This window comes from Megasphaera elsdenii DSM 20460, assembly GCF_003010495.1.
GTDB classification, from domain to species: Bacteria; Bacillota; Negativicutes; order Veillonellales; family Megasphaeraceae; genus Megasphaera; species Megasphaera elsdenii.
This window is the reverse complement of the sequence record NZ_CP027570.1, coordinates 1,198,939-1,224,146: the sequence shown is the minus strand read 5'-3', so window position 1 is coordinate 1,224,146 and position 25,208 is coordinate 1,198,939. Positions and strand designations below refer to the sequence as shown.

Genomic DNA, 25,208 nt, shown 5'->3' with positions numbered 1-25,208 from the left:
AACTTATTGGGACATTTTTTTCAATATTGGGACAATATATTATTTTTTATTAACAAAACAATCCGGCTGCGGTGAAATCACCGCAACCGGATTGTTTATGAAGACCAGCACCATCGCCAACTGACGAAACGTTCCCAGCCGCAATAGGAGCTGGGACAATAACACCGAAAAGACGCCGCTTTCACGAAACCCGCCAATGACAACCATAAGGCAAAACAAAATTCCCAGCACAGGCCCATTGAGATACTCCACATACCCCATCGACGACGGTACAATGACCATCGAGACCAACGCCCCCATAGCCGCCAGCAATATGACAAGATTATTTTTCACAATACGCCCCACAAAACTGACCTCCGCCTCAAACTTTTTGTTAATTTCATTAATATATTATCACCGATATGCGGATTTAACTTTTTAAGGAAATTGAAAATAGTAAACGCCTTTTTTCTCTTTCCTAACAATACCACACTCAATTGCTCTTTTTAGTATCCGAGATGCAGCATTTTCGCTTATTTCAAATCGATTCGCTACAATTTGTCGATTGAAGGGATACTTATCTTCATAAATCGCCATTAATTTAGCAAGTTTATCCACAGTTCTTGGTTGAAACTTATTTCCAGTTTTTTGCCGTATATTAGTCTTCCACATTTCAAGCGTCATTTTTTCTCCTGTAAGTTGCATTTCTCCACTCGTAAGTTGCGTTTCTCCACTTGTAAGTTGCGTTTCTCCACTCGTAAGTTGCGTTTCTTCCGTAGTATGTTTAATTTTTGATGGTACTCCTCTATTGGGCAGAGAAACAAGAAAAAAATACTCATTAGAATAAAAATTCGGTTTAATTTTGAAATGAGCATATGAATTTATAATCCGCCGTATCCCACTGCCTCGACGATCCATATAATGCAATCTTCCAAAAATATCTGAAATAATTTCATTTCTTCTCATAGATGGCACCATACTCAAATCCAAATCTTGAATACGGCTACCATTCATCATACCTCCCGGAGAAGATATTTCCATACGATCATCGTACATGTCAACATGTACTTCAGCACCAATATTTTGATAATCTCTATGAATCAAGGCATTTACCAAAACTTCGCGAACTGCCTTAAAAGGATAATCACTATTCTCTTCTCGTCGCATTCCCCGAATTGTCCACGGATTTTTTGAATTATTTCGTATAAACGCTTCTGTATTACTCAAAAGCATAATAAGGCTAGTTCCAAAAAACTCCTGATCATCTAATGCATCTCCATCAATCGCTCCCTTTTCTTTACCTTTCCAATGCGTACAGACGACACGGGAATGTCGTAAAACACCTTGATCACAAAGCAACAATCCCGCATTGGTAACTTCTCCGCTGGGAGTTGTCAGCCCCAAGGAAACTGCATCCTGTGGCAAATTAAAACTTTCTCCAGTTTCCTGTTTGAAAGTTGCACCTAACAAAGTAAAGCTAATGTCATCTAGTTTATAAGAAGTCGGCAATGCATCATACGTTTGATTCATACCTTTCAAAATAAGCGTATTAATTTCTAAGGTAGTCGCTGGTTCAGAGCGATCGCCTCTTCGAACATAACATTCCCGAGTCTGTTCATGCACGTAATAATAAGGATAATGAGGCCCTGGAAAAATAGATAAGTCAAGACAGAACTTCCCTTCACGAGTACCTGGAAAAGTATCTATCGTATAATTTACCTTCGGACTAATTCGAACTGAAATTATTTCTGCGATTTTGCTAGCTGCCTTCTGCACATCATCTAAACCGATGGCTTCGTGCGTTTTATCTGTAACTCCAAATAAAATATGTCCGCCCTTCGTATTTGCAAATGCCGAAACTGATTTTAACCAACTTTTAGGTTTTTCTGCCTCTAAAAAAATTTTGTAATCTAAAAAACTTGCTTCAATCCCTTGAAAATCCTTGATGTCCATTTACATCCCTCCACATTTATTTATCCAGTATCACGAACTAATTTTTACCATTTTAACGTTATTCTCATTTGTTCATCAAGACAATTTACAAAAAGAGTGATGCCAGCCATTGTTGAATTTGTTTACTTTATCATCGCCTATAGAGTAAATGCAAAATAAACCTGTGTATAGAAAAAGCCGGATATTATGGTTCGGTTTTTTGCTAGTATTTATTCAGATGAATTGATTTCTTTGGGCATCAGGTTCCATTGTAAGTAAAATTACTGTGATTTCTTGATTCGCATTTCAATTTTCGTATCAATTTCGTTAAAACTAGTAATATATCCCTTGTTTCTTAAACACTTTGCCAGTTTGATATTATCAGGTGTATTGGAAAGTTTTACTTGCTTTCTTGCCTCCCTTTGAGCTAACTTTTCAAAAGCAGAACTCTGATTTTTCAGCTGTTGAAAAATATCTTGAAAATCATCAACTGTTAACAATTCCATATACTGATAGAATAACTTCACTTTCAAATTTTGATCAACTTGATTCCAAATTGCATAAAATTGCTCTCTATTAATTTTTAACTTCATCTCAATTATCTTTTTTGCAATTTCTATATCAATAGTGTCTGCATCTATTGATGCAATTAATTTATTTTTATTTTCAGTACTGATCTCATCTTGATAAATCAAGTGTAAAATTAAATTCTGATCTTTTACAATATAATCCACTGCTTCACTGTCTTCAGAAATTTTCGCAAAGAACAAATCTTGATTTGAAACAATAAATTTAGCCATAATTCTTTCATCATCCAAATAATCATGCAGTAATTGTAAATTATCTAACGTAAACGAGATAACATTTTTTTCTACCAAAACTTCAACTTTATCTTCTGGAATCTTATTAATAATATCTCCCATATCAGTAATGACTAAGGCAAATTTTATTTTTTTCAGCAAAGAAACATCAACCAAATCTGATTTAATGAATTGAACAACGAAGTTTGAGTTATCATCTTCATTATCCAATTTGTCTAACTTTGCATAGTTTACATCGACAAAAGAAACTAGATTTTTAGTGACTCCAAAGTGCTTCCAGTAGACCCGAACATTACTCCAGGAAGCCACAACTTTGTTTTCTTCCAAGATAACATCCCAAATTGCCTTTACAGAGTCTTTTGATTTTTCCGTCTGTTCACCATTACAATCTGCCAAGTCGTTGAACTCTATTTTCCCCTGGTGCCTAATTACATCACAGCAAAGTTCTTTATCGTCGATAATTTTGGTTAATAATCCCACTACCGCTCTATTACTTTCCTGAGTATTTTCTTTTGATAAAGTAACATTTTTTACGTATTCTTCAATATTGTCATCTATGTATTCCAGTACGGGCTTTATATCTGCTTCCAAAATCACCGTATAATTTTCCCTCAATGCTGCATTTTCCTTTTGCGGAAAATTCCAGGAAATAATCTGATTTAGCATATACGGATTCAAAATATACATTCGTTGTTGTATGATATATTGTACCAACTTTTCACTGACTCCAGTTAATTCAGCTTGGCTAAATTTAATTTGCAACCGTCCCATAAGAGCAATCATTTTTTCTTCATCAACATCATGAAGCTTCTGTAAAATATCATGAGTTTCTCTAAAATACGTACTTAATGAATTAGATTTATTCATGAGACAAAGGTCATCAAGTTTTGCATCATCAATTAACAACTTCAAATAAAATACCTTACGCTGTTCTAATAAGGAAGAGTCAAGAATAAAATTCCACATATTTGACCAATAGTGTGCCAAATATTTTACAAAAAGTGCCGGTGATTGGGCATATCCAACAAATTCATCTATAAAATTCCAACTGTTTTTATCCTCTTTCCCCAATTGTTTCATGAATTCTTCTAATTTCTCTTCGTAGGATTCCGCATGCATCAACATTTCATTAAGTAAATCAAAATTATACACTGCCGGATAGTCAAAATCCCCAAGCTTTAATTTTTTAATGACTTGAGAAATTTTTACCAATCTATAGTCAAAAGGCAAAGGTTCCCTGTTTTTCACCGACAAGATGAAATTTCTATCGCTATAAGTTGTACTGTTTGCCTGGAAATAGTTGATATAAGAAGCATAGGTTTCATCTAGATAACCATTACGCAACAGAAATACCAATAGTTTATTTTGCTTGATTTGCTCGGAGAGAACATCATTTTCATCGCAATCTAAAATTTCTTTCATCGTCATATTGCGGTACTTTTTTATTTTGTCACGTGTAGTATTGATTTCAAGTTTAAGTTCTTCAATTTTCCCATCATATTCATAATGACGTTTCCATACTGGATAATATTTTTCGACTTTTTCATAAAGAGACATTTTTGTAACATTGCCTATCCCAGGAGAGTGTATATAGCATTCATTAATATTTTTTAATTCATTTAAATCGAAATTTGGATTCATTATTGTTTTGAAGTCAAATAAAATTGAACTAGATGATTTTTCATTATCTTTCCATGAATAGACATTAAAACTCTCTGCAAATCCTTTCCAATCAACAAAATCAGCAAGCATTGCGCTTTTAATCGCATTTACACTTTGCAACTCATCATCTTTCAAATTTTTAAACGTTGATTCTTCTTTTTCAATCAGGTCATTTAAATCTTTAATTTTTTGCTTAAGGATTTTCTCTTTTTCGTAAAAGGCTTGCTTTACTATCCCCTTTTCATTTTGTAAATCAGAAAAATCCGATGGATAGATATTTTTAAATGCAATAACTGCAAACAATTTCTTTGGATCTAAATTTAATCCAGTCCTATTGATAATTTGCTCTCTATAAATCTCATATTCATTAAAAATATTTTGAAGCACACGCATATCATCAATATATGGAGCAATATCATCGATAAAATCCTCATCAAAAATTTTTCCATAGTTGTGATCTGTTACCCATCGGCGAATCTCTTCCCCTGAATTCGTAGCATTAATAATAGGAATCACTGGCAAAATAAATTCAAAAAATTTAGTACGGTCTTCTTTTTCAAAAATATCATCTTTAACAGCATATACAAACCGAATCGGCCGTTCTAAGACATCACATTGGTTCAACATATTATTAAGAGCCCTTAAGTGCACAAACAATCTGTTATTCTGCAGACGGTCAAGGTCTTCAAAAAATATAGTAGTATAGCGAGTACTCTCAAAAAAATAAATAATTTCATCCATATTTTTATCAAATATGGACTCTTCATCATTTCCTGTTTCTGCTTGAATTGAACCTTGAATGGTTACTTTTTTCAAATGAAAGGATATTAAAATCCATTTCACTATCTTTTCTATAAAAAAAATTCCCCCTAATATAAGACCAATAAAAGTAATATAGGAAACTATGGTAAGTAAATCTTCTTCTAAAGCAGAAAAATGTCGTTGATACCCATAACTAATTGAGCTGATTAAATAATCCAAGTATTGAGGACGAAAAAAATAAGTACAGAAAAAAATAAAAATCGTTACAGCTATAATCTCAAGAAATATCTTTTTTCCTTTTATAATGCGAATCCTTTGAAAACGGCTTTGTGGTATTTTTGAAGGAGCTACTTTATAAAAAAGTTGCTTTAAAATACTTTTTTCAATTTCATTAATATCAAGCTTGATAATCTTATCTTCAGTAGAATTATTATCTTGATTCTCCTGTAATTTATCAATAAAGCTGGCCAAAGATATGGATAAAGTCTTTTTTCTTATGTTTTCATATTGTTCCAAAAATGAAAGTAAAATACTACTTTTACCGGATCCATATGCTCCAGTTAATGCAATATTTTTAATAGACGGATTCATAAACGCCCAATTTAAAGCCTGAATATAGGTATCATCCTGTGATAAAGTATTTATAGGAGCAAGATCATTATATTTATTTTTATGGTCTTCCTTCATTTCATTTTTATTAGATTTTGTCATGTTCTTTATTTTTTGCAATATCTGCTTCAAGCACATATTATCTCTCCTAGCTGTGAAATATTATCATAGTAATCTCTAAATTACTAATATTTAAAGTCTTGTAAAATTAGTAGAGGATGGCCGCGGTATCGTATCCGTACAGATGCTTCATGGTCATATATTTATTTATGACTCACTGAGTAATTACGACATGACACCGCCTAGTACAAGCAAGTATCAACCCACTTTCTACATTATGGTAGATGCTATGCAGATTTCTGCGGTAATGGTTGGAACGGTACCCCTTTCGCTGTTCCGTACACTCATCTTTTAGAAGCATTGGTCAGCTCAGCAGCTTCCTAGTCCCACAGATTGTTCAATATCTCACTCTGTTTAGCTAGGTTTACATCTTTATTTTGCAAAAATATCATACCTTATAAAGTTGTAAAGTGCTGATATTATCCGATAGTTTTTAAAAATCACTTACATATAATTCAATTCTCTATCTAATGTCAGCATTCCCAGAATTCAACCGCTATTTCTTTATTATAGTGTTTTATCTTGTTTTCTATTGCTATTTTTTCTTCTTGTATTGCTTGTAACTCCCTATTTTCATTATAAATGGAAACTGCAACTGTCTTAATTTTTTTATTGGAAAATATTTTCTTTATTAAATGAGTATCGCAGTCTCCCATTGACCAGCCGTAAATAACTATAAAATCAGTAAGGTTGCTAAGTATTTCATTATAAACATAATTCAAGTAAGAAATACTCCGTATGCTATTCATTTTTTTATTAGCTGTTCCTTCACTAATAAAGAGTGGAGTATATCCCTTTTCCCAATCTTTATCAACAACGTCAAATAAATCGCCATCACTTTTTATTTTTAATGTTTCTCCAGCGAATTTATCTCGAACGAATAACAAATTTCCATGCGGATAAAATATTCCTGTTTTCTCTTCTTTCCTTATCTCTTCTTCCACAAAATCATAGTCAAAAGAAAGATGAGTTCCACAATTTTTCCGAAAACCATCATAAAAATATTGAAAAGGACTCCCTTGGAATACGTTTCTTCTCGCCCCATTCTCTTCAATTGGAAAAGAAGATAAAAAACCATTGTTACTTAAAATCCAATACAATAAGAAGTCATAATTCAAATCAATGATATATCTATAATCCATCATGATTCGAAATACCTTATCATGAACAGTAGCTGGATCAATATCGCTCATAACTGGATGAATACATCTTATTGTCTCAATCAATTTCAATCGAATATTTTCATACACAGAATTAACCTTTTTTCCTTGATCAAGTTCTAGAACTTTATTTACTTCACTAGCTTGAAATAACTTTCGCAAAATATATTCGAAATTATTCGTATCAAATTTATCAAAAAGTTGTTTTTCTTCATCAGTAAAAGCAGCTTCATCATATAAACTGGAATAGGCAAACTTTGAACTGTAAGAAATGCTGGAGCCATTACCTAAAATCAAAGTAGCAGCCTTCAATTCAGTTCCATATTTTTCATCTAATGCCAATAAACATTCATATCCCAATAAAACTCATGCCTTTCCCTATATAATAGCAACAAAATAAGAAAATACGTTCGTTAATGTATCTTTAGTTTATGGCAAAATAAATATCGTGTCAAGGCATCTCTATACTGCTGCAAAAAACAATCCGGCCCAGTGATTTCACCGCAGCCGGATTATTTTTATGATTTCGTTTTAAATATTTTATTCCCTACGATCCGCATAAGATCAGCCGTCCCCTGTCTCATCAATCTGATTTCTGTGGTATGCAGATAGCGATTGACGACTTGGTTCCATTTCCAGTTATTGTAGATGGACTGGACCGCTAAGGGAATAAGGATGAGGCCCCATAATCCTAAATGGAAGTAGGCTAGTCCGATATAGGTGGCACTGATACTGATGACGCCGAAGAAGATGAAGCTGAAGGTATATGGCAGCTTATTCATGGTACTGATGAAGCAGGCAGAACTTCGATGGCGATTCAAGAGATAAATTGACAGTGCCAACAGCAGGAAGGCCGGTCGTTCAATGACGAAGTCATGGCGCAGGAGTTGTACGATGGGAATGCCAATCGCTGCAAAAACGATGATGCCCCAGAAACTGAGGTGAAAGGCACAGGCCATGGACTTCGCGTATAAATCTTTCATGACTTTCCGGTTGCGGGATACATAGGCCGATTGGATTGCCGGAACATAGGCACTGAACATACCTGAAGCAATGCTAATCAAGGCATTGACGACTTGCATGGAAAAAGAGTAAATCCCCGTTTCATACAGAGTCAGAAAGCCGCTGCTCATCAGTACCGTAGCCTGCCCTGTCAGATAAGCCGTAACCGTAACTAATCCATCCCGCCAGGCATTGGGCCACATCATAGCCAAGACATGGCGCTTGGAATAATCTGTCTGATGGCGATATTTTCGAAATAATTCATCAAACTTATGCTCCTTGATGAGATAATGCTTGCACAAAAAGCGTAAAACAAAACCGCTGGCAAAATAAGCTACGCCAAGGCTGAGAATCCCAAAGCCACAAACAAGGCCGAGTGTTCCTAATATCAAAAAAGCACCTTTCGATAAAATCTGTGCCCGGTTTTTATGAAAAATATCGCCGATACCGACGAGGACGACGGCATAATAGCCTATATAAAGATTAATAAAGGTTGATGCTATATAAAGCATCCAAGTAGCATAAACTTGCCAAGATAAATAGGCCGAGGCGATGCGCTGCACGTACAACGTACCAGCACCGACCATAACTAAGGTAGCTACACAGGCAATGCCAAAATATAAGACTCGGCAAGTACTCAAAATCCCATAAACCAAAGCATAATTCGGCCCACTCCGTTCACCGGAAAAGACGACACCCTGTTTCTTCAAATCCATGGCTCCACTCCACGCATAAGTCATGCAATGGCTCAAAGTTGGCGTAAAGCCACTATCAAGAAGTTCAACCATACCACCAATACTGACGAATACGTACCATAAACCTAAAATATCAGGTGGTAAGTAATGAATCAGGACAGGCAGCCATATAACTTGAGAACCCAAAGAGAAGAAGATTCCCAAGTAGTTCCATATAATATCTTTCTTTTGTGTATTAATCTGCATATACTCACCTAATCAGCAGTTTACAACTTTTTGAACAACTAAGTATCGCGTAACCACACTTTGAAGTATAATGAAACTGCTCACTATTTTTCTACAGCGACACGGCCAACGCAATTCCTGTTGACCTGGCCAATCATGGCCCAGCTGTTTTTGCAAGCATTCCCCTCTCTTCGTTTTCTTCACCGGAATTACAATAACCTGAAAATGCTTCCGTATCTAAATGAGTCTTTTGTGAAATACAAAAAACGCCAATATGCAAGAACTGCGAAGTCATATAAATTGGCAAATACAGCATGAAATATTTTTTGCACTTTGGTCGCTAAGGCCTAACCCGTAAAAAATTCAACGGACTTAGTTCATGCTTTATGTAAACTGGACTCGTCAACTTCCAAAATGGCGTAAAAGTTGTAAAGTGCTGTTGTATATATTCATTTTCTAAAAAATATGCTTTATGTGTTAGCGGACGTTTGACACTCGCTCCCAAAGATATAGACACCAGTTTCTTTTTTATTTATCATTGCAAGTAAAATCATTAAAAATTCCATCTTTTCTAAGTACTGCTCGATAAATAGAATCCACAATTTCAGAGATTCTTTGCAAAAAATCTTCTACTGTTTTTTCATCAATATTTTGAGGTTCAGCATCAGCATATTCACGATCATATTGATGCGCAATTCGATTTCTTCGTTTAAAAAGCTCAGTTATGACATTTTCTAATTTTTCTTCTGTTGATTTGCGAGAATTCCTATCATAGAACACTTCATCTGCAATTTCTCTATAATCAATCCCCAACAAATTACATTGATCACGAAAAGACTGATAAGATGTTAATGTTTTGATACTATAATGGTCATTTGTGAATTTTAAAAACCAGTCCAAACTTCCATTACTAATTAAAGCTTCCGACAATGTTTCCATGTTAATATTTATGTTTTTATATTTTGGAGTTTCATCCCATTGTTTTTCGTATATCCGGCATAACCCATACTTAGTAATTTCATGTAGATAAAAATCATAAGCACTTTCTAATAATACAATTTGTGTGCGCCATATATATTTTGCTTCCTCTACATTTCGATTTTCATAAAAACCATGCGCAATAGATGTTTGATTGCGAAGCATTGCTAAACTCTCATCAAAATGTTGTTTTATTTCTTTTAGAGAAAATTTCATCACAGTTTTAGATGGACATTTTTCTCTAACATTTTTATTCCTAGGAGTAAGCTTATAATTTGGTTCTAACAACATTTATCGCTCCCTCCCCTTTACTTTTCCAATTTACTAATAGATGAGATATTCAAGAACGGAATCGCTCCGTATTTACCACTAATATACCCTTTTTCAAGGTTCTCTAAATTATCTATATTTTTAATTTCTATCAGAGAATACAAATCTGTTGCTCTGTCTTGAGTAAGTTGAGTAAACCAAATCTGATCTCTGCGAAAAATATTATTACTTAACAGACTTGTATCATGCGTTGAAAATATAAGTTGCGCTTTAGATTCATTATCATGAAATAGTTTTATAATATGGGCCACTAAAATTTCATGTAAACTATTCTCTAATTCATCACAAATTAAGACTTTGTCTTTAGCTAAAATATCTAAAATAGGACACAATAACTCAAATAATTTTTGAACACCATCTGATTCTTCCGACATCAAGTCAGTTTGAAATTTACCATAATCAACTTTAATCGTAATACGATTTGCTACTTTAGGCAAAAACTTTTTTATTTCATCTGGTAAAGGTTCCGTAGCAATTTTTACTTTTTCAGTCTTACTGCTAATATTTTGTATGCCTGTACCAAATTCCTGTAATAATGATATAAACTTATGTTTAATTACTTTATTTTCTCTCATCAAATGAATAGAAGAGCCAGTCCAATCATTTTCATTATTATCATAAATAACTACATCTTCCACAAAAAACAAAAACGCCTCTTCTATTTCTTTAATATTTGTGTAATTAGCAGCACAAGATAAAAACAACCTATTTTCTTTTAATATGCTCTGGCTCACATCAAACGAATTTTTATATCTATTTCCAGGAATAATATTCATTCCATCACGTTCAAAAATTTTTACAAGTCGCTTTTTGGGAAAGTAGTACAAATACTCCCCATCAATCATATTATGCAAAACAGAAAAACCATACGAATATCGAATTCCATGACGAATGAACTGTACAGTAAACACCGTCGGAACATTAGATGCAGAAAGTTTATGCGAAAGTTGAGGAATGCCTTCGCCAGGCTGTTTGCGAATGCTAGTAGCCACTAATAATTTCATGAATTTCATTGAATTTAAAAAATTAGTTTTTCCAGAGCCATTAGCGCCATAAATTACGGCAGATTTTAAAATTTTTTTATTGTCATAAAGCACAGTATTTGGGGTATGAGAAGAAATATCTTTATCTGCCAGCAACGAAAAAAGTACCCTATCTTTTATGGATTTATAGTTAGAACATGTATACTCTAATAACATATCACCACTCCTAATTTATAATATGAATTCTTTGCTACCGTCAGCTTTCGGATTAATATAAATCCATATTACTTTACTACAATATTTGTTTAATTCTAAGTATCATTTATTTCTACCAAATAAACTATATTTCATCAGTTTAAGATTAATAGTATTTCTCCGTTCATCAGGAAAGAGAGAATGATGCCAATCGAACAATAAAATGTAAAATAAATTCCTATTTTCCTTGTATATCCCAATGAATCTCCATTCTTTTTCAAATCCAATCTGATATAATTTTTCCCCTTCGGTAATCTGCGCCCAGTAATCTTCTCGCTGATCTGGTTGACTCACGCATTCTTTCAGTGATTCCACAAAACATTTGTGAACTAATTCTCTCTTTTCTTCTTGCTTTATGAGATGACAGTGCCTCATTCCTGGCTCCTGAATTAATTCTTGCCCAAACTCTTTCTTTTCCAGTTTGTGAATAAGTGTGATGAATTGAGAGAATTTCTCGCTAAATTCTTTTTCATTTCTAAGTCTATTAGTAAAGCCCTTACAATCAACAAAATAGAAAAGACCTTTAAAAGAAATATCAAAAACAATTCTTTTCTCTTTATCTTCATAAGGCTTGATTGGATTTTTTACTTCGTTAATAGGCGTAGTCTGATTCAATACATTTTTTCTTTTTGTCATGATTCATCAACAATTCTTTTTATATAATAGCTAAAAATTTCCCCATCCGTAATGATATTTTTACATATTTCATAACTGCTACAACCTTTACGTGCATGAATCCACGGATCTTCTTGATGGACAATGCTTTCTAACTGATTTCCATTATATGCACCATACACTTTTTTTATTTGTTCAAATAAATTCAATGTATCTGTCGAAAAACGTTCTCTATACTTTTCAAAATAATTTTTGGGAATATCATCACTATGAAATTCTTTTACATCTTGGTATAAGGCAGGTAAAACAGGCCCATGAACCCATGCTTCAAAGTGTTCATCAAACAAACGATTTTCTATTTCATTTGCGGATTCATTGAAAAATACTAAATACCACGCATATGCAAAATACATCAACTTCTGTAATTTTTTATCAGTTACATTATCAATATTTTGTAAAATCCAGTCCGCCACACCTTTCCACGTATACATACGCTGTTTCTCCCCTTTCAAAAAATAGCTATTTTGTCTACATTTTACAATTAATATATCATTTTCTACACTCTTGTCAACGTTTCTAGAATAAGTGAAACGTTACCAACTATTGGAGTACATCTGTATAGCCTCATGTGATGAATAGGTTATTGGGTGACAAGATAATATTCATATTCATTAACACCAGTATAAATCATTTAAATTGACTAGAGTTATTTTCACATATTTCCAGATGTTAAAAAGTCCATCGATTATTTATCGCTTACAAGCTATTTACTCAGATACTTAATATAAATATCATCTATAGAATGAATTCCATATTCTTCAATATCTACTATCGTCTTATTACTATGAGTTACCTTACGATACCACTGCATTACAGTGTCCATCGCAGGTACTTTTAGATGACAGATTTGGGCAAACTGATAAAGAATTTCTAAGCCATAATTAAAATCACAGCTGAAATAACGATTATTAAAATCCGGAATCCATCCTTTATCGGTTTCTTTCATGGGAGACATAATTCCATGGAATGAATCTATATGGGTTAATTTATAGGTCATCGCTGATATTGTCGGACTTTCATAATGCAACCTTAAAGATTGACACCATCAAGGTCTAAATGATTAAGCGTAGAGCAGAGAAGCTGAACTTCATCATCCAATCGAAAGAGAACTTTAGAAGAAAAATCAGTCCAGCCATCATAGAAAGGAAGATGACTCGGATAATACACGCCCTCCTGATAGTCTTTAAACATTGAATACAAACGGGAGGTATGCAATACCGGATTGGACGGCGTAAATGTTATATTCAGGTAATTAGGCATGATTTTTACTGGCAGATGAAAAAGAACTTCCATATCATTTGCAATAGTTTTTATTTCATCTTCAGGGCACTGGGGATAGGATGCTAGTTGAATTTCGTTTTTACGGCCCCTCATACAAACACTCTGTCCATAACGAATCAACCGGGCAATAGCCTGTACCCGTTCAAAGCCAATAAGGACTGCTCCTTGCTTCAGCACCGATTGCATAAGGAATTCTGTGCCGCCATAACCAGGAATCATCACAAATCGAGTGCCGGGCTTTACATAAGCCGCAGCCTTATCTGCAAAAGACTTCTGAGCAATAGATGGAAGTGTCACACAGATATAGTCCTGATTTTTTAAAGCCAAAGACATATCATCTGTAATTGTGTAGATATCCCCCTCTGCGATGATGAGTCCCTGAATATCTTTTACTACAATATGATTATGCCAGCTGTCCGGTCTGGATGTATACATAGTTACGTCATGACCATCCGCGGCTGCTTCACCCACTAATAAAGTACCGATATTACCACCGCCGACTATGCAGATACGCATATGCATTCCTCCCTGTGTACTTCAGCAGTATCCATGATCAGATAAAATACTTTTCTTTACAAAAATTATATTCAATGTCTGTACCTTGTATTGCATGATAAAACTGTTCCGCAAAATACAGATCATGAATGCCTACGCCATAATTATAAACCAGGATACGCTGCTTATCATTTAAACGTCCTGGTACTCTTCCCAATAAAACATCTGTCACATTATGAACAGACTTAAACTTATCAAAATATTTGAATCCTCTGATCTGTTCAATTTCATCTGTAAATACCTAATCAAAGAACAAATCACAGTTCTGAAATCCTAATGTGCAAACAGGGATAACCGTCACTCCAGGTTTATAGCAGTCATCTGATGCAAAATTTTCAGTTGCCCTCGTAACTGCAGAAACAACCAGATCAGAACCACGGATAACATCCGATAAGGTAAAATATATTTCGCAAATTCAATTTCATAAAAATAGACATAGTCTATTGCCGCTAGTACAATTAAGTTACCACACAAAATTCGTAAGGAGGCAATAGACCATATCTGGTAATATTATACAACTTAATGAGGATCTTATAAAGAATAATTTAAAGGATCTTGTACGCAACAGTGTAGAGGAAACACTGAACGCCCTGCTCGACCACGAGGCGGATGAACTCGTCCGCGCTGGCAAGTATGAGCGAACGGGAGACCGTAAGGGCTACCGTTCCGGTCATTACGAGCGGATTTTTGGCACGACTTCCGGCGAAGTCAGATTACGCGTGCCGAAGCTCAAGGGCATCCAGTTTGAGACGGCCATCATCGAGCGCTATAAACGCCGTGAATGCTCTGTCGAGGAAGCCCTTATTGAGATGTACCTGGCCGGCGTATCCGTGCGCCGTGTCGAAGATATCACCGAATTGCTTTGGGGCACAAAGGTCTCCAATAAAGACGGGTTCCGTGAGATTCTCGAAGCCGCAGAAGGCATGAAAGGCACAAATAACCTAACAGAACGGGTGAATCGCGAGATACGCCGCCGTACACGGGCCATTGGTGCCTTTCCTGACGGCAACAGTGCTTTGATGCTCGTCTGTGCCAGACTTCGTCATGTTGCCGCCTCGGAATGGGGCTCAAAACGCTATATGGACATGGAGCATCTATTCAAGATGAAAATTGAGCAGCCAAATGACGAGGAAAATCCATATATCTGATTACGATATTTACTGGCGGATGAAATGAATTTGCGAAAGAATCTTGACACTACCATCAAAGTTAATTCTCCATAATCATTGTGACTCAAAAATTCGTAATCACCTGGCTCACTTTCTCATTGACATTTACACATAAACTATCGGCATCGCTTTATACATATATATTTTTTATCTAATCTACCTATAAAATCAACCTCTTTTTCTTCTTCAAAACTTAAAGCAGTTATATCCACTGGGTAAGATGTTAAGTGTTCTATACATTTAATAATGCTACTTATGCTTGCTAGAATCCCATATGAAAAATTGGAATATAATAACAAAATATCAATATCATTTGAATACTTCTCTGAGTCTAAAATAGAGCCAAAAACATAAACTTCATCAAATGCCCCAAATAGGTTCATATTTTGCTTAATCAGATTAATTATATTATTTTTTTCTAATTTCATTGATATATTTAAAAAAGTCTTCGATTGTAAACAATCTAGTGTCAAGAGACGCTGCGAAATTTAATGCTTCTTGAGATATACAGGCTTTTCCATTCCAGTTATGCAAATTTACAACTATACAGCCAGGTTCCGGATTCATTCTAAATAAAAAAGCTTTGCTCAAACAATATTTATAAACAAAAATTATCTTAGTACCATTCACTTCAATTTCTCTCAATGAGTTAGGATTAGTATATGAAAAAAGGCACGTTTCTAGATTTTAAACAGCTCAAAGCAAAATTCAGGTTCTGTAATCTAACCCCTGTTTTTCTAAAGCAGTAATTATTAAAATACAATTGCCGTAATCTTGGTGTATCATCTACAAATATTTTTCCCCCACTTTTCAATAATATATATGGCTTATCTATTCCTAACATGATAGATTCAAACCGCCCTTTTCTCCTTAATACCTTTATTAATTCTTCCAATGATTCCGCGCCAAGTATAATAGAGCCACTTACTGGCGTAATACCAAAAATAGAATTTATTTCTTGAGGAAAAAGCACCTGTCTTTGTTTTTCTTCGTCGCCTCTAGTATTTTTAAACTCATTGACATGGGTTATGAAGGTTTGAATCACTTCTAAGTTTGAGTAATCTTTATTTGGATAATCTGGAAATAAATTACAATTGTTTTTGAACAATGATTTTAGAATTTCATTATTCACCAATATTTTAGGTTCGAATTTCTTCCACAAAGTTTTATTCTCATTTAAATAGTAATTCTTGTATATATCATAATTTTCCCTCAATATCGGTTCTACTTTTTCTTTTAGTCTATCAAAAGATTTAAATTTAATAGAAAAAAACCTTTCTAACTCCTCTCGTCTAATTTTTTTCCACTCTTTAACAGTTTGTATACTGATCTGATTGGTTTTATCAAATTTCTTATGACAATTAGGGCATAATATTATTAAATTTTCATATGAATTATCTTCAGTTTCAAAATACGCATTAATATGCGCTTTTTCCATGATATCATTATCATCTATAAATAAATTTTCTCTACAAGCTGGATTCATACAACGTCCCATTGATTCAGCCCATAATCTACGCTTAACATTTTCAGGTATCGGTTTTCGATTCATTTGAATTTTTATGACAATTACAGAAGCAAAATCATCATTTCCTTTCTTTAAATTTGCAGTACACTGATGCTAATCTTATCTCAAATTTTCGATTCTATGGATGACTTCTGTAAATCTCCTACGACAATTTAATTTGTCACATACAAGAGACCTCATCACTAGAAATTACAATCAAACGCTTCTTTATTGTTTTTATTCTAACACTAAATCCATATTTATGCCATATTTTATGTATTTTCGGCTATTTTCTTAACAAACAATCCGGCTCAGTGATTCACCGCAACCGAATTATTTTTACACTTGTTTTCTTCACCAAAATCTCTTGCCCTAAGTAACAACTCTGCTTAAAATAAATTTAGTTCAGACATCATATAAACCATCTTTGGAACCCATTGAGGTGCGTAAAAGTTCTGATATTATATCTTCGTGAATGGACGATAGCAATTTGAATTATAGGTAAATCAATCTGCTATGATAATTTCTACTTCTTTATCACATTCTGTAAATACTCATGATGTTCTTCGAATGTATCCAACAACATCTCTGTTATTTCATCTGGAGTACCTTTATAATCTTTCATAAAAATTCTTTTGCTTATTTCATCTGCTTCTACTTCTAACTCATAGTTATTTTTTTCCATCTTTTTGCCTTCAATTTGATTTTGATAAGCATGTGCATATTCATGTAAAAGAATTAAATCAATAAATTTATATAAAGATTTTTTATTACTTTTATATAAATTTTTTTGTCACTTTGGGAAGTTTTTTCATATTGATGGTACAATGAATTTCTCATATCTTCTAGCTTTTGGGCTATAGCTTCGGTATTAATTTTTATGATCTTATCTTCACTGCAATATCTGCCATACGTTGTCATAGAACTATCAATAACTCCATCTTGATCTGGAAAGTCTTTGTTTTTTCCCCCAATAATTTCTTTGATTTCAACCGTTCCAGGCTGTGTAGAACTGAAACTATCCCCAATTCTCTTTTTATTATCCTCTAAATATTCGTTTACTTTATTTTCATCTATTGACGCTATCATTTATTACACCTTCCTTATAAAATATCTATAAATAAAATGTTCCTCTCATAATATCAATCTTAGGTCTTGCCCCATTTAGCAATGGCACGTTTAATTTTTACCATGTGACGAGAAGTCCCTCGGTCTATCAATTCATCTTTTCCAAACTCTTTTTCTGCACGCTGTACATAGGTTAAAAAATTTCCGTTCTTTTTCTTGGGATTTTGACTTTGTGAATCGCTCCAGTTCGCATGAGCAGAGTATAGTTGATACAACCCTTTAGTCTGCACACGTTTTTTCCGAAGTGACCAATACTTCGCAGACTTTACTTTCCGATACATTCGATAATAGTATTTCGATAAAGTCTTATCACGGACAGTAACTTTTTGACCATCAAAAGAAAATCCCAAATAATCAATCCGCTGCTTCGGTCGTTCCTCTGGACTATCCGAGATATACGAAAATCGGTTAATGATAGATTGATTTCGATACTCATAAATTTGGGTTTTCTGCTTTTCCAATTTCAGCCTTGGAATATTATCAATGAATTCTCGAATCTTCTTATATTTTGACAAAAATTCTTCCTTATTGGATGAGGGGAATACAATAATAAAATCATCACAATATCTCATATAAAATCCATCATATGATTGAATATAATTATAAATGTTTTTGTCAAAGTCAAGCATATAAACATTAGCTAAAACCGCACTAATCGAAGAACCTTGTGGTATTCCATATGACTTTTTATTCTTCTCAATAGCTGAATGAAAAGCAGTCTTATCGTCATCACTTTCACGTAAATTACGAAATATCTGCTTTTTAAATTTATGAAATTGCTTTGTGCCCATTAATTTAAAGCACTTATTTATATCCTTATATTCTTGAGGAGAATACTTTTTCCCCAAGAAATAAGCAATATCTTCAATTCGACATTCTGCATACTTTGTAATACTCTTATAGACAGCATACCAATCCTCTGAAAGCCTATCTACCCCAAGTAAATCACACAATCGCTGTTTTAAATATCTATGATCCAAAGAGTCAAAAAAAGATTTAAAATCACCAACAATTACATAGCACGAACCTTGATTTTTTATAAAATCAAATACTTCTTTAGCAAAATGAATATTACTCTTGTGTAAATCAGTCCGATATGCCACAGCAACCTTATCTATGCCATTATTTTCAACTCGTTTATTGTAATAATTATTTAATAAAAACGAATAATACTGATAGATGCAGCGATCCAAATGTGTCGCATAACACAATAATCGATTTTTAACTTTAAGCTTCTTGTCACGACTATTATATTTCGTATAATCTTTTTCAAATGAAATGAACGGAAAAAATTTATGCGTCTCAATATTTTGTGGAACAGTCACATATTTCCACACCCAGTCATCTTTCAATGTGCATCGTGTTCCGAAATGAGCATATGCTTTACCCGTACTTTCTTTTCGAAATGCGTCGAATTCCATATCCATACACCATAATCTCCTATATATATAATAAAACCCATCGGTCAAGGTGGCAATATCCTTATAACCGATGGGTATACTGTCCTCTGGTGCATCAACTGCAATTGCCAAAGAAATATCCCGAATTATGCTATGATAATCCTAGAGGTGATTCAAATGTTCCCGATTAACATTACTGTATCATGTTCAATCACATTCGATACATTCATGTTCTTCTTCGTATTGGTTATAATACTAGAAGCATTATTTATTAACAATATGAAGCTTCATATTATTAATAAATTCGTCAAGAAACACTTGACAAACATCTCTTGCTCTTAGACCTAACTGTCTAAGACACTATTATTATATCATACCAACAGCAGTTTACAACTTTTTGAACAAATAAATATTGCGTAACCACAGTTTGAAAAATCAAGAATGGATAACCAGTTTCGTTTCTTTTCTCGATATGCTTCTATGGCAATACGGCTACATAATTTCTATTCATAGTCTTGCTGCTATTAGTCTGATTATCCAAATTAATGAAAAATCTGCCGATTTAACAAATCAATATTCTCACATTCAACATTCCATATTCCTCGCACAGTATCAAAAACCGTAATCCTTTTAATACATTTTCTTGGCATAGAATCCGTATCCAGATTTAACTCGTCTAAAGTAATATATACTACTTCAGGCTTACCTTCAATTAATTCTCTATCAGTATCTTTTTTCGTATAAGACTCTTCGTTCTCAAAATCAATTTCTATTCTATCTAAAAAGCATTTGTGTGATGTTTCATTTACGCAACGAATTTTAATTGCTGGCTTATCAGTATTTAAAACAGAACTCTGCCCCACTTGATTACGATGAACAAAAACAGCATGCACCCCTGTTTTAATTCCTAATTCAGCAGTTACTCTTATATAAGGACGGTTTCTAAAATCAGAAATAATTTTTTTATGCATGCTGGAGCAAATTTACCAATAATCGCAACTAAGTCCATTATCTATTATTCGCCTCTCCATTATTTAATCTCTTTCAAACAAATCCCTCGTATAAACCTTTTCTTTTACATCATCCAAGCAATGGTCATAGCGATTAGCAATAATAGCATGGCTTCGTTTTTTGAACTTTTCTAAATTATTGACAACGACACTGCCAAAAAAGGTAGTCCCGTCTTCGAGCGTCGGTTCATAAATGATGACCGTCGCACCTTTTCCCTTGATTCGTTTCATGACCCCTTGAATACTGCTCTGGCGGAAATTGTCTGAGTTTGATTTCATGGTCAGGCGATATACCCCAATGGTCATAGCGTGTTCCATATGCTGGTCATATTTACTATTACCATGATAATATCCTGCAATTTTTAAAACTTCATCTGCAATGAAATCTTTACGGGTACGGTTTGATTCTACGATAGCTTCAATTAAATTTTCCGGGACGTCCGCATAATTCGCTAACAACTGCTTCGTATCTTTCGGGAGGCAATAACCGCCATAGCCAAAAGAAGGATTATTGTAATAGTCGCCAATGCGAGGATCCAGACAGACTCCCTTTATAATCTCTTGTGTATTCAAACCTTTAGCTTCTGCATAAGTATCTAACTCATTAAAATAAGAAACACGCATAGCCAAATAGGTATTTGCAAACAGTTTTACTGCTTCTGCCTCGGTCATTCCCATAAATATGGTAGGGATATCTTTTTTAATAGCACCTTCCTGCAACAAAGCGGCAAAAGTTTGAGCAGCTTTAACTAAACGTTCGTCCTGCAAGTCAGTACCTACAATAATACGGCTAGGATACAGATTATCATATAAAGCCTTGCTCTCACGTAAAAATTCAGGACTAAAGATAATATTCTTACTTCCCGTTTTTTCTCGAATGTACTTCGTATAGCCAACTGGAATTGTCGATTTGATAATCATGATAGCTTCAGGATTGCATTTCATGACAAGATCAATAACGGCTTCCACTGAACTTGTATCAAAAAAATTCTTATTGCTATCATAATTCGTAGGAGTCGCAATAATGACAATATCTGCCGATTTATATGCGCTTTCGCCATCTAGCGTAGCCTTTAAATCAAGATTTTTTTCAGCTAAATATTTTTCAATATAATCATCCTGAATGGGAGATTTTCGTTGATTAATTAAATCAACCTTTTCTGGAATAATATCGACAGCTACAACATGATTATGTTGTGAAAGTAATGTTGCTAATGATAACCCAACATATCCAGTTCCTGATACTACAATATTCATATAATACTTCCTCCTAACATTCAAACGCTATAATAAACAAAAAACAAATTATTTCTAATAAAGTCTACTTTCTTCGTATAATCATTCCATAAGCTATTTTAAACAATTGAATTCGGAAAAATATTCCTAATACAAAATATATAATAATACTCAAAGGTATCACCATCAGTAGTTTGATGACGTTGCTAACATATATATCTAATATAAACCAAGCTGGAATCACGATAGAGATAAGACTTGCAAAAAAGACTTTCAATAAATCTTTAATATCAATCGACAATCCTCCACTTTTTAAATATTTATCACATCCCCACCATAATAATATAGCCGTAATCCATGCCGACAAACTCGTAGCCAAAGCCAAACCGGAAATTCCCCAAAATCTAGAAAATACAATATTAAATATAATATTAATAATAACACCAAATATAGCATTTCTAACGGGAATGATAGTATTAGAATGCGAATAATAAAATCTAGACAATATCTCGCGAATTCCTACAAATATTATTCCAAAAGAGTAAAAAAACAAAGCGCTAGATGTCATATGAATAGCCGTTTGATCAAAGGCTCCTCTTCCGAATAAAGAATCGACAATTATATATTTATAAACTATAAGTCCCAAAGTTAATGGTATCAATAATGTAAGTGTAAAATTTAATGTTTGTTCTACAATATTTTTAGCGCTTTTAGAATCTCTAATCGAAATATAATGAGTGATTTTAGGATAACAAACCGTTGCAATAGGTTGAACAATTCCTCCTTGAATTAGCATTATCAAACTATTCGCATACGTTAACGATGATATCCCGCCGACAGATATTTGAGAAGCTAAGGTTCGATCTACTAGTGTGTTTAATTCATTTACAGAAACCCCAATAATTACCGGCCCTAATAAGCAAAAAAATTCACGAACTGAATCATCTTTCCAATTAAAATTGAAATGGAAATGAAATCTCAGTTTATGTATCGGATAAAATAAAAATAATAGCTGAACCCCTACAGCTAACGTACTTCCAATTGATAAAATCCATATATTAAAAAAAGATCCTAAAATAATAGATAATATAATAAAAATACTATTAGGAATAGCGGCAAAAGCAGTGGGCGTAAATATATTATTTGCTTGTAAGTAGCTATTATATACATAAATAAAAGTGGAAAAATAGAGGCTCAGCACACCAATTCTGGTAAACTGACAGGCATAATATAAGGTATCCCCATTAAATCCCATAGCAAATAATTTAACAATGGTAGGAGTAAAAATCCAAATTAAAATAATAATGGCTGTCGAAAAGCTTAATACCAAAGTAATAATAGCGTTAGTAAAATAATTTGCTTTATTATCCCCATCTTGGTTAAGTAATTTGTAATATATAGGGATGAAACATGTAGTTAATCCAGTTCCGACAAACTGAAAAAGAGTTCCAGGAATCGTTTGGGAAATTAAATATGCATCTGAAATGCCAGTCGCACCAAAATAGTAAGACAATGTCACTTCTCGGAGAAAACCTAATATCTTGGCTATAAGGGTAAATAAAATAACACCGCTAATGGCCTTACTCATCGTCTTGGTAATCATAAAAAACCTCGTAATATATTCAAGTATTTTTATCTATATGATGATACGCAATAAAAACATAAACTAATACTATAAAAAATGCTACTATAAAAGAAAGATATGTCCATGGCGAAATAATCATTCCATACAAAAAAAAGAAAAGAATGCTCATCGCAATAGGCACTGAAATAAAAGGATTATATGAAGAGTGAATTGAATTAATGGCAATCCTTAGAAAAAATCCTTGTAGAGATATAAATATTATGCCTCCAATAATGCCAAAATCCTCAACAATTCCTCTAAATACAGTATATACATTACTTGATGTCCCTAGTAAGGACGTATAAACACCTTGTACACGTTGTACAAGCCCAAGTACATTAGAAATTCCTAGAAATGTCATCGCGCCAAAAGAGTAATCTTGCATCCAATAATAATCTTGCGAAAGCCAAATATCAAAGGACTGGATATTTCCGAATGCATATACAATAATTTTTTGTAATACAATAGAAATTGTAGAAAAGCTGCTGTCTCCCATACGAAGCATCATCGAAAAAATCATAATACTCAAAAAAATACTAAATGAAAAAAACAATAGTAAAATGGATTTAATATGTATCGACGGCCATTTCTTATATCTGCAATAATACCCTATAAGGTAGCTGTCTATAAATAATAATAATCCTCCAATCATCCCAGCTTTCGTATTATTAGTCATCGTCACTAAGAAAACCGGAATCAAAGAAAATATGGCTATTTTTTTGTGTGTTCTAGTAACAGCATATGGATAAGCAAATCCACCACAAAGCGGTGCTGAATAAACCATTGCATTCAATACAGAAATAATGATTCCGACTATTCCTCCTTCATTATCATTTCCACTATAACGATTAACTGCAAATTCATGATTCATCGCTGCTAAATTATCAAGTGATAAAAAATCAGTAAGGCTAAATCCATTAGTATATACTTGAGCTCCCCATTTAATTATTCCCAAAGTCATTAAAAATATTAAAACGGCCCAGGATAATTTTGAAATCGAACTTAAATTGACATCATTAACATGAGACGATGTTACAAAACGAATAGGCCTTCCGATAGCATAAAATACATTGAAAGAGAGTATCCCCAAATAAATCCACAATAAGCCGTAATAATCCCACTCATATAGAGATAAGGTTCCAACCAACGAAAAAATAGCTAAAAGACACCAATAAATGGAAACAACACCTACTGGAGAAAAAAAATTAGAATCTATATATTTAGAAAAATAAATTAGAATCAAGGAAGCAATAAATATAAATATAATCATCTATGGTCTCCTTTTTAGAATACAGTGTTTCATTTTCGATGTTCATTATAGTATATTACCGATTTATGGGCTTCTTTTCTAAGATTTACATTAGAAAGTTTCATGCTTCCATCTTCTTTGTGACGAACGAATATATCTTTGACATAATATATTGGTATGTGATTACAAAAAGCTCTATGTCCTAAATAAACTTCTTCATAAAATAAAAACATATGACTATCAAATAGTGGTTTTAAAATGTTTATCGCTGATTTAGAGATAATGAAAAAGCTACCATGAGCATTTCCAACTTTTATTTTTTTTAGTCGAAAAATATCCGCTATATAACTGTACAAAATCCTGGCAAACTTCAAAATCGCTATAACAAAATAATCCATTAATAAATTCTCTTTTTTACAAGCTATATACTGGAGATACTCTAATATATCACTGTGAAAAGCCCAATTCGGATTTTGCCGTTTATAATCCCTTGAGATAATCTTAGGTGCATAAATGGCTGCTTGATTGGAATTAAAAAGAACAGAGTGATCAAATTTTTCAATAACAGTATCTGGATTGCAAATAATAATAAATTCAAAATCAAAATTTTCTTGTGCATACTGTACACCTGCATTATTTCCGGCTCCATATCCACGATTTTCAACAGAGAGGAAAGAACAATCTGTTCGATTTCTGGCTATTTCCAATGCTTCTTCTTCCGTGTTCTCATCGAAAAAGCTATTAACTAAAATAATATGATAATTATCGCAAGTTTTTTCAATGGATTTTATTAAATCAAATATATCCACCATATTTTTATACAACAGGACTACAAATATGTATTTATACTTTTTTTTCATA

At 33.4% G+C, this 25,208-nt stretch carries 23 protein-coding genes; 1 reads left to right on the top strand and 22 read right to left on the bottom strand.

Annotated elements, in window-relative coordinates; all coding sequences use genetic code 11:
- Positions 1-39: 39 nt before the first annotated feature.
- From C6362_RS12120 to C6362_RS05700, 11 genes are all read right to left on the bottom strand, one after another.
- Positions 40-345 carry a citrate transporter gene (locus C6362_RS12120; RefSeq protein ID WP_014015793.1) on the bottom strand — a complete coding sequence of 102 codons (306 nt, stop codon included), beginning with the start codon at positions 343-345 and terminating at the stop codon, positions 40-42.
- A gap of 72 nt (positions 346-417) precedes the next feature.
- A complete protein-coding gene (locus tag C6362_RS05745; RefSeq protein ID WP_014015792.1) occupies positions 418-1,932 on the bottom strand; it encodes an ATP-binding protein in 1,515 nt (504 codons plus the stop codon).
- 260 nt (positions 1,933-2,192) lie between these two features.
- Positions 2,193-5,867, bottom strand: coding sequence for a YobI family P-loop NTPase (locus tag C6362_RS05740; protein ID WP_218925677.1), 3,675 nt, complete (start codon positions 5,865-5,867; stop codon positions 2,193-2,195).
- A gap of 491 nt (positions 5,868-6,358) precedes the next feature.
- Positions 6,359-7,387 (bottom strand): DUF4917 family protein, encoded by a 1,029-nt coding sequence (locus tag C6362_RS05735; RefSeq protein WP_157868795.1) that lies wholly within the window; start codon positions 7,385-7,387, stop codon positions 6,359-6,361.
- 176 nt (positions 7,388-7,563) lie between these two features.
- Positions 7,564-8,988, bottom strand: coding sequence for an O-unit flippase-like protein (gene wzx / locus C6362_RS05730; RefSeq protein ID WP_014015789.1), 1,425 nt, complete (start codon positions 8,986-8,988; stop codon positions 7,564-7,566).
- Positions 8,989-9,495: 507 nt separating this feature from the next.
- On the bottom strand, positions 9,496-10,236 hold the full coding sequence (locus C6362_RS05725) for a HEPN domain-containing protein (protein WP_014015788.1): 741 nt from the start codon (positions 10,234-10,236) through the stop codon (positions 9,496-9,498).
- Positions 10,237-10,253: 17 nt separating this feature from the next.
- Positions 10,254-11,474: an AAA family ATPase gene (locus C6362_RS05720; RefSeq protein WP_014015787.1), complete on the bottom strand. Its 1,221-nt coding sequence runs from the start codon at positions 11,472-11,474 to the stop codon at positions 10,254-10,256.
- A gap of 102 nt (positions 11,475-11,576) precedes the next feature.
- Entirely contained in the window at positions 11,577-12,149 is a 573-nt protein-coding gene (locus C6362_RS05715; protein ID WP_014015786.1) for a hypothetical protein, read from the bottom strand.
- Positions 12,146-12,619 (bottom strand): Panacea domain-containing protein, encoded by a 474-nt coding sequence (locus C6362_RS05710; RefSeq protein WP_014015785.1) that lies wholly within the window; start codon positions 12,617-12,619, stop codon positions 12,146-12,148. The genes C6362_RS05715 and C6362_RS05710 overlap by 4 nt, the downstream gene beginning before the upstream one ends.
- A 272-nt stretch (positions 12,620-12,891) precedes the next feature.
- Complete coding sequence (locus C6362_RS05705) at positions 12,892-13,215, bottom strand: NAD/NADP octopine/nopaline dehydrogenase family protein (protein WP_071821837.1); 324 nt, start codon at positions 13,213-13,215, stop codon at positions 12,892-12,894.
- Between the two features lie 2 nt (positions 13,216-13,217).
- The gene (locus tag C6362_RS05700) at positions 13,218-13,985 is read right to left on the bottom strand and encodes an NAD/NADP octopine/nopaline dehydrogenase family protein (RefSeq protein ID WP_014015783.1); all 768 of its coding nucleotides are present in this window, start codon (positions 13,983-13,985) and stop codon (positions 13,218-13,220) included.
- A gap of 536 nt (positions 13,986-14,521) precedes the next feature.
- On the opposite strand from C6362_RS05700, the gene C6362_RS05695 reads away from it, so the two are divergent.
- Positions 14,522-15,172 carry an IS256 family transposase gene (locus C6362_RS05695; RefSeq protein WP_041647111.1) on the top strand — a complete coding sequence of 217 codons (651 nt, stop codon included), beginning with the start codon at positions 14,522-14,524 and terminating at the stop codon, positions 15,170-15,172.
- Positions 15,173-15,309: 137 nt separating this feature from the next.
- Here C6362_RS05695 and C6362_RS11790 read toward each other — a convergent pair whose 3' ends face one another.
- From C6362_RS11790 to C6362_RS05660, 11 genes are all read right to left on the bottom strand, one after another.
- Positions 15,310-15,621 carry a nucleotidyltransferase domain-containing protein gene (locus C6362_RS11790; protein WP_071821836.1) on the bottom strand — a complete coding sequence of 104 codons (312 nt, stop codon included), beginning with the start codon at positions 15,619-15,621 and terminating at the stop codon, positions 15,310-15,312.
- Positions 15,602-15,838 (bottom strand): hypothetical protein, encoded by a 237-nt coding sequence (locus tag C6362_RS11985; protein WP_218925676.1) that lies wholly within the window; start codon positions 15,836-15,838, stop codon positions 15,602-15,604. The genes C6362_RS11790 and C6362_RS11985 overlap by 20 nt, the downstream gene beginning before the upstream one ends.
- Positions 15,839-15,848: 10 nt before the next feature.
- A complete protein-coding gene (locus C6362_RS05690) occupies positions 15,849-16,745 on the bottom strand; it encodes an HNH endonuclease signature motif containing protein (protein WP_198407954.1) in 897 nt (298 codons plus the stop codon).
- 481 nt (positions 16,746-17,226) lie between these two features.
- Positions 17,227-17,385 carry a hypothetical protein gene (locus C6362_RS11785; protein ID WP_014015780.1) on the bottom strand — a complete coding sequence of 53 codons (159 nt, stop codon included), beginning with the start codon at positions 17,383-17,385 and terminating at the stop codon, positions 17,227-17,229.
- 53 nt (positions 17,386-17,438) lie between these two features.
- Entirely contained in the window at positions 17,439-17,789 is a 351-nt protein-coding gene (locus C6362_RS05685) for a hypothetical protein (protein ID WP_041647109.1), read from the bottom strand.
- Positions 17,790-17,848: 59 nt separating this feature from the next.
- The gene (locus C6362_RS05680) at positions 17,849-19,255 is read right to left on the bottom strand and encodes a reverse transcriptase/maturase family protein (protein ID WP_014015779.1); all 1,407 of its coding nucleotides are present in this window, start codon (positions 19,253-19,255) and stop codon (positions 17,849-17,851) included.
- 515 nt (positions 19,256-19,770) lie between these two features.
- Entirely contained in the window at positions 19,771-20,199 is a 429-nt protein-coding gene (locus tag C6362_RS11780; RefSeq protein ID WP_157868794.1) for a hypothetical protein, read from the bottom strand.
- Between the two features lie 63 nt (positions 20,200-20,262).
- Positions 20,263-21,495: a nucleotide sugar dehydrogenase gene (locus tag C6362_RS05675; protein ID WP_014015777.1), complete on the bottom strand. Its 1,233-nt coding sequence runs from the start codon at positions 21,493-21,495 to the stop codon at positions 20,263-20,265.
- A 64-nt stretch (positions 21,496-21,559) separates the two neighbouring features.
- Positions 21,560-23,077 carry a murein biosynthesis integral membrane protein MurJ gene (gene murJ / locus C6362_RS05670; RefSeq protein ID WP_014015776.1) on the bottom strand — a complete coding sequence of 506 codons (1,518 nt, stop codon included), beginning with the start codon at positions 23,075-23,077 and terminating at the stop codon, positions 21,560-21,562.
- A gap of 19 nt (positions 23,078-23,096) precedes the next feature.
- A complete protein-coding gene (locus tag C6362_RS05665) occupies positions 23,097-24,368 on the bottom strand; it encodes an O-antigen polymerase (protein ID WP_014015775.1) in 1,272 nt (423 codons plus the stop codon).
- 29 nt (positions 24,369-24,397) lie between these two features.
- Positions 24,398-25,207, bottom strand: a complete 810-nt coding sequence (locus C6362_RS05660; protein ID WP_014015774.1) for a glycosyltransferase family 2 protein — start codon at positions 25,205-25,207, stop codon at positions 24,398-24,400.
- Position 25,208: the final 1 nt, after the last annotated feature.

Bases quoted from the DNA above. Each gene is read 5' to 3' on its own strand.
- C6362_RS05745 (WP_014015792.1), bottom strand. From the start codon at position 1,932: ATGGACATCAAGGATTTTCAAGGGATTGAAGCAAGTTTTTTAGATTAC.
- C6362_RS05740 (WP_218925677.1), bottom strand. From the start codon at position 5,867: ATGACAAAATCTAATAAAAATGAAATGAAGGAAGACCATAAAAATAAA.
- wzx (WP_014015789.1), bottom strand. From the start codon at position 8,988: ATGCAGATTAATACACAAAAGAAAGATATTATATGGAACTACTTGGGA.
- C6362_RS05725 (WP_014015788.1), bottom strand. From the start codon at position 10,236: ATGTTGTTAGAACCAAATTATAAGCTTACTCCTAGGAATAAAAATGTT.
- C6362_RS05720 (WP_014015787.1), bottom strand. From the start codon at position 11,474: ATGTTATTAGAGTATACATGTTCTAACTATAAATCCATAAAAGATAGG.
- C6362_RS05715 (WP_014015786.1), bottom strand. From the start codon at position 12,149: ATGACAAAAAGAAAAAATGTATTGAATCAGACTACGCCTATTAACGAA.
- C6362_RS05710 (WP_014015785.1), bottom strand. From the start codon at position 12,619: ATGTATACGTGGAAAGGTGTGGCGGACTGGATTTTACAAAATATTGAT.
- C6362_RS05700 (WP_014015783.1), bottom strand. From the start codon at position 13,985: ATGCGTATCTGCATAGTCGGCGGTGGTAATATCGGTACTTTATTAGTG.
- C6362_RS11790 (WP_071821836.1), bottom strand. From the start codon at position 15,621: ATGAAATTAGAAAAAAATAATATAATTAATCTGATTAAGCAAAATATG.
- C6362_RS05690 (WP_198407954.1), bottom strand. From the start codon at position 16,745: ATGAATCGAAAACCGATACCTGAAAATGTTAAGCGTAGATTATGGGCT.
- C6362_RS11785 (WP_014015780.1), bottom strand. From the start codon at position 17,385: ATGGAAAAAAATAACTATGAGTTAGAAGTAGAAGCAGATGAAATAAGC.
- C6362_RS05685 (WP_041647109.1), bottom strand. From the start codon at position 17,789: ATGATAGCGTCAATAGATGAAAATAAAGTAAACGAATATTTAGAGGAT.
- C6362_RS05680 (WP_014015779.1), bottom strand. From the start codon at position 19,255: ATGGATATGGAATTCGACGCATTTCGAAAAGAAAGTACGGGTAAAGCA.
- C6362_RS11780 (WP_157868794.1), bottom strand. From the start codon at position 20,199: ATGCATAAAAAAATTATTTCTGATTTTAGAAACCGTCCTTATATAAGA.
- C6362_RS05675 (WP_014015777.1), bottom strand. From the start codon at position 21,495: ATGAATATTGTAGTATCAGGAACTGGATATGTTGGGTTATCATTAGCA.
- murJ (WP_014015776.1), bottom strand. From the start codon at position 23,077: ATGATTACCAAGACGATGAGTAAGGCCATTAGCGGTGTTATTTTATTT.
- C6362_RS05665 (WP_014015775.1), bottom strand. From the start codon at position 24,368: ATGATTATATTTATATTTATTGCTTCCTTGATTCTAATTTATTTTTCT.
- C6362_RS05660 (WP_014015774.1), bottom strand. From the start codon at position 25,207: ATGAAAAAAAAGTATAAATACATATTTGTAGTCCTGTTGTATAAAAAT.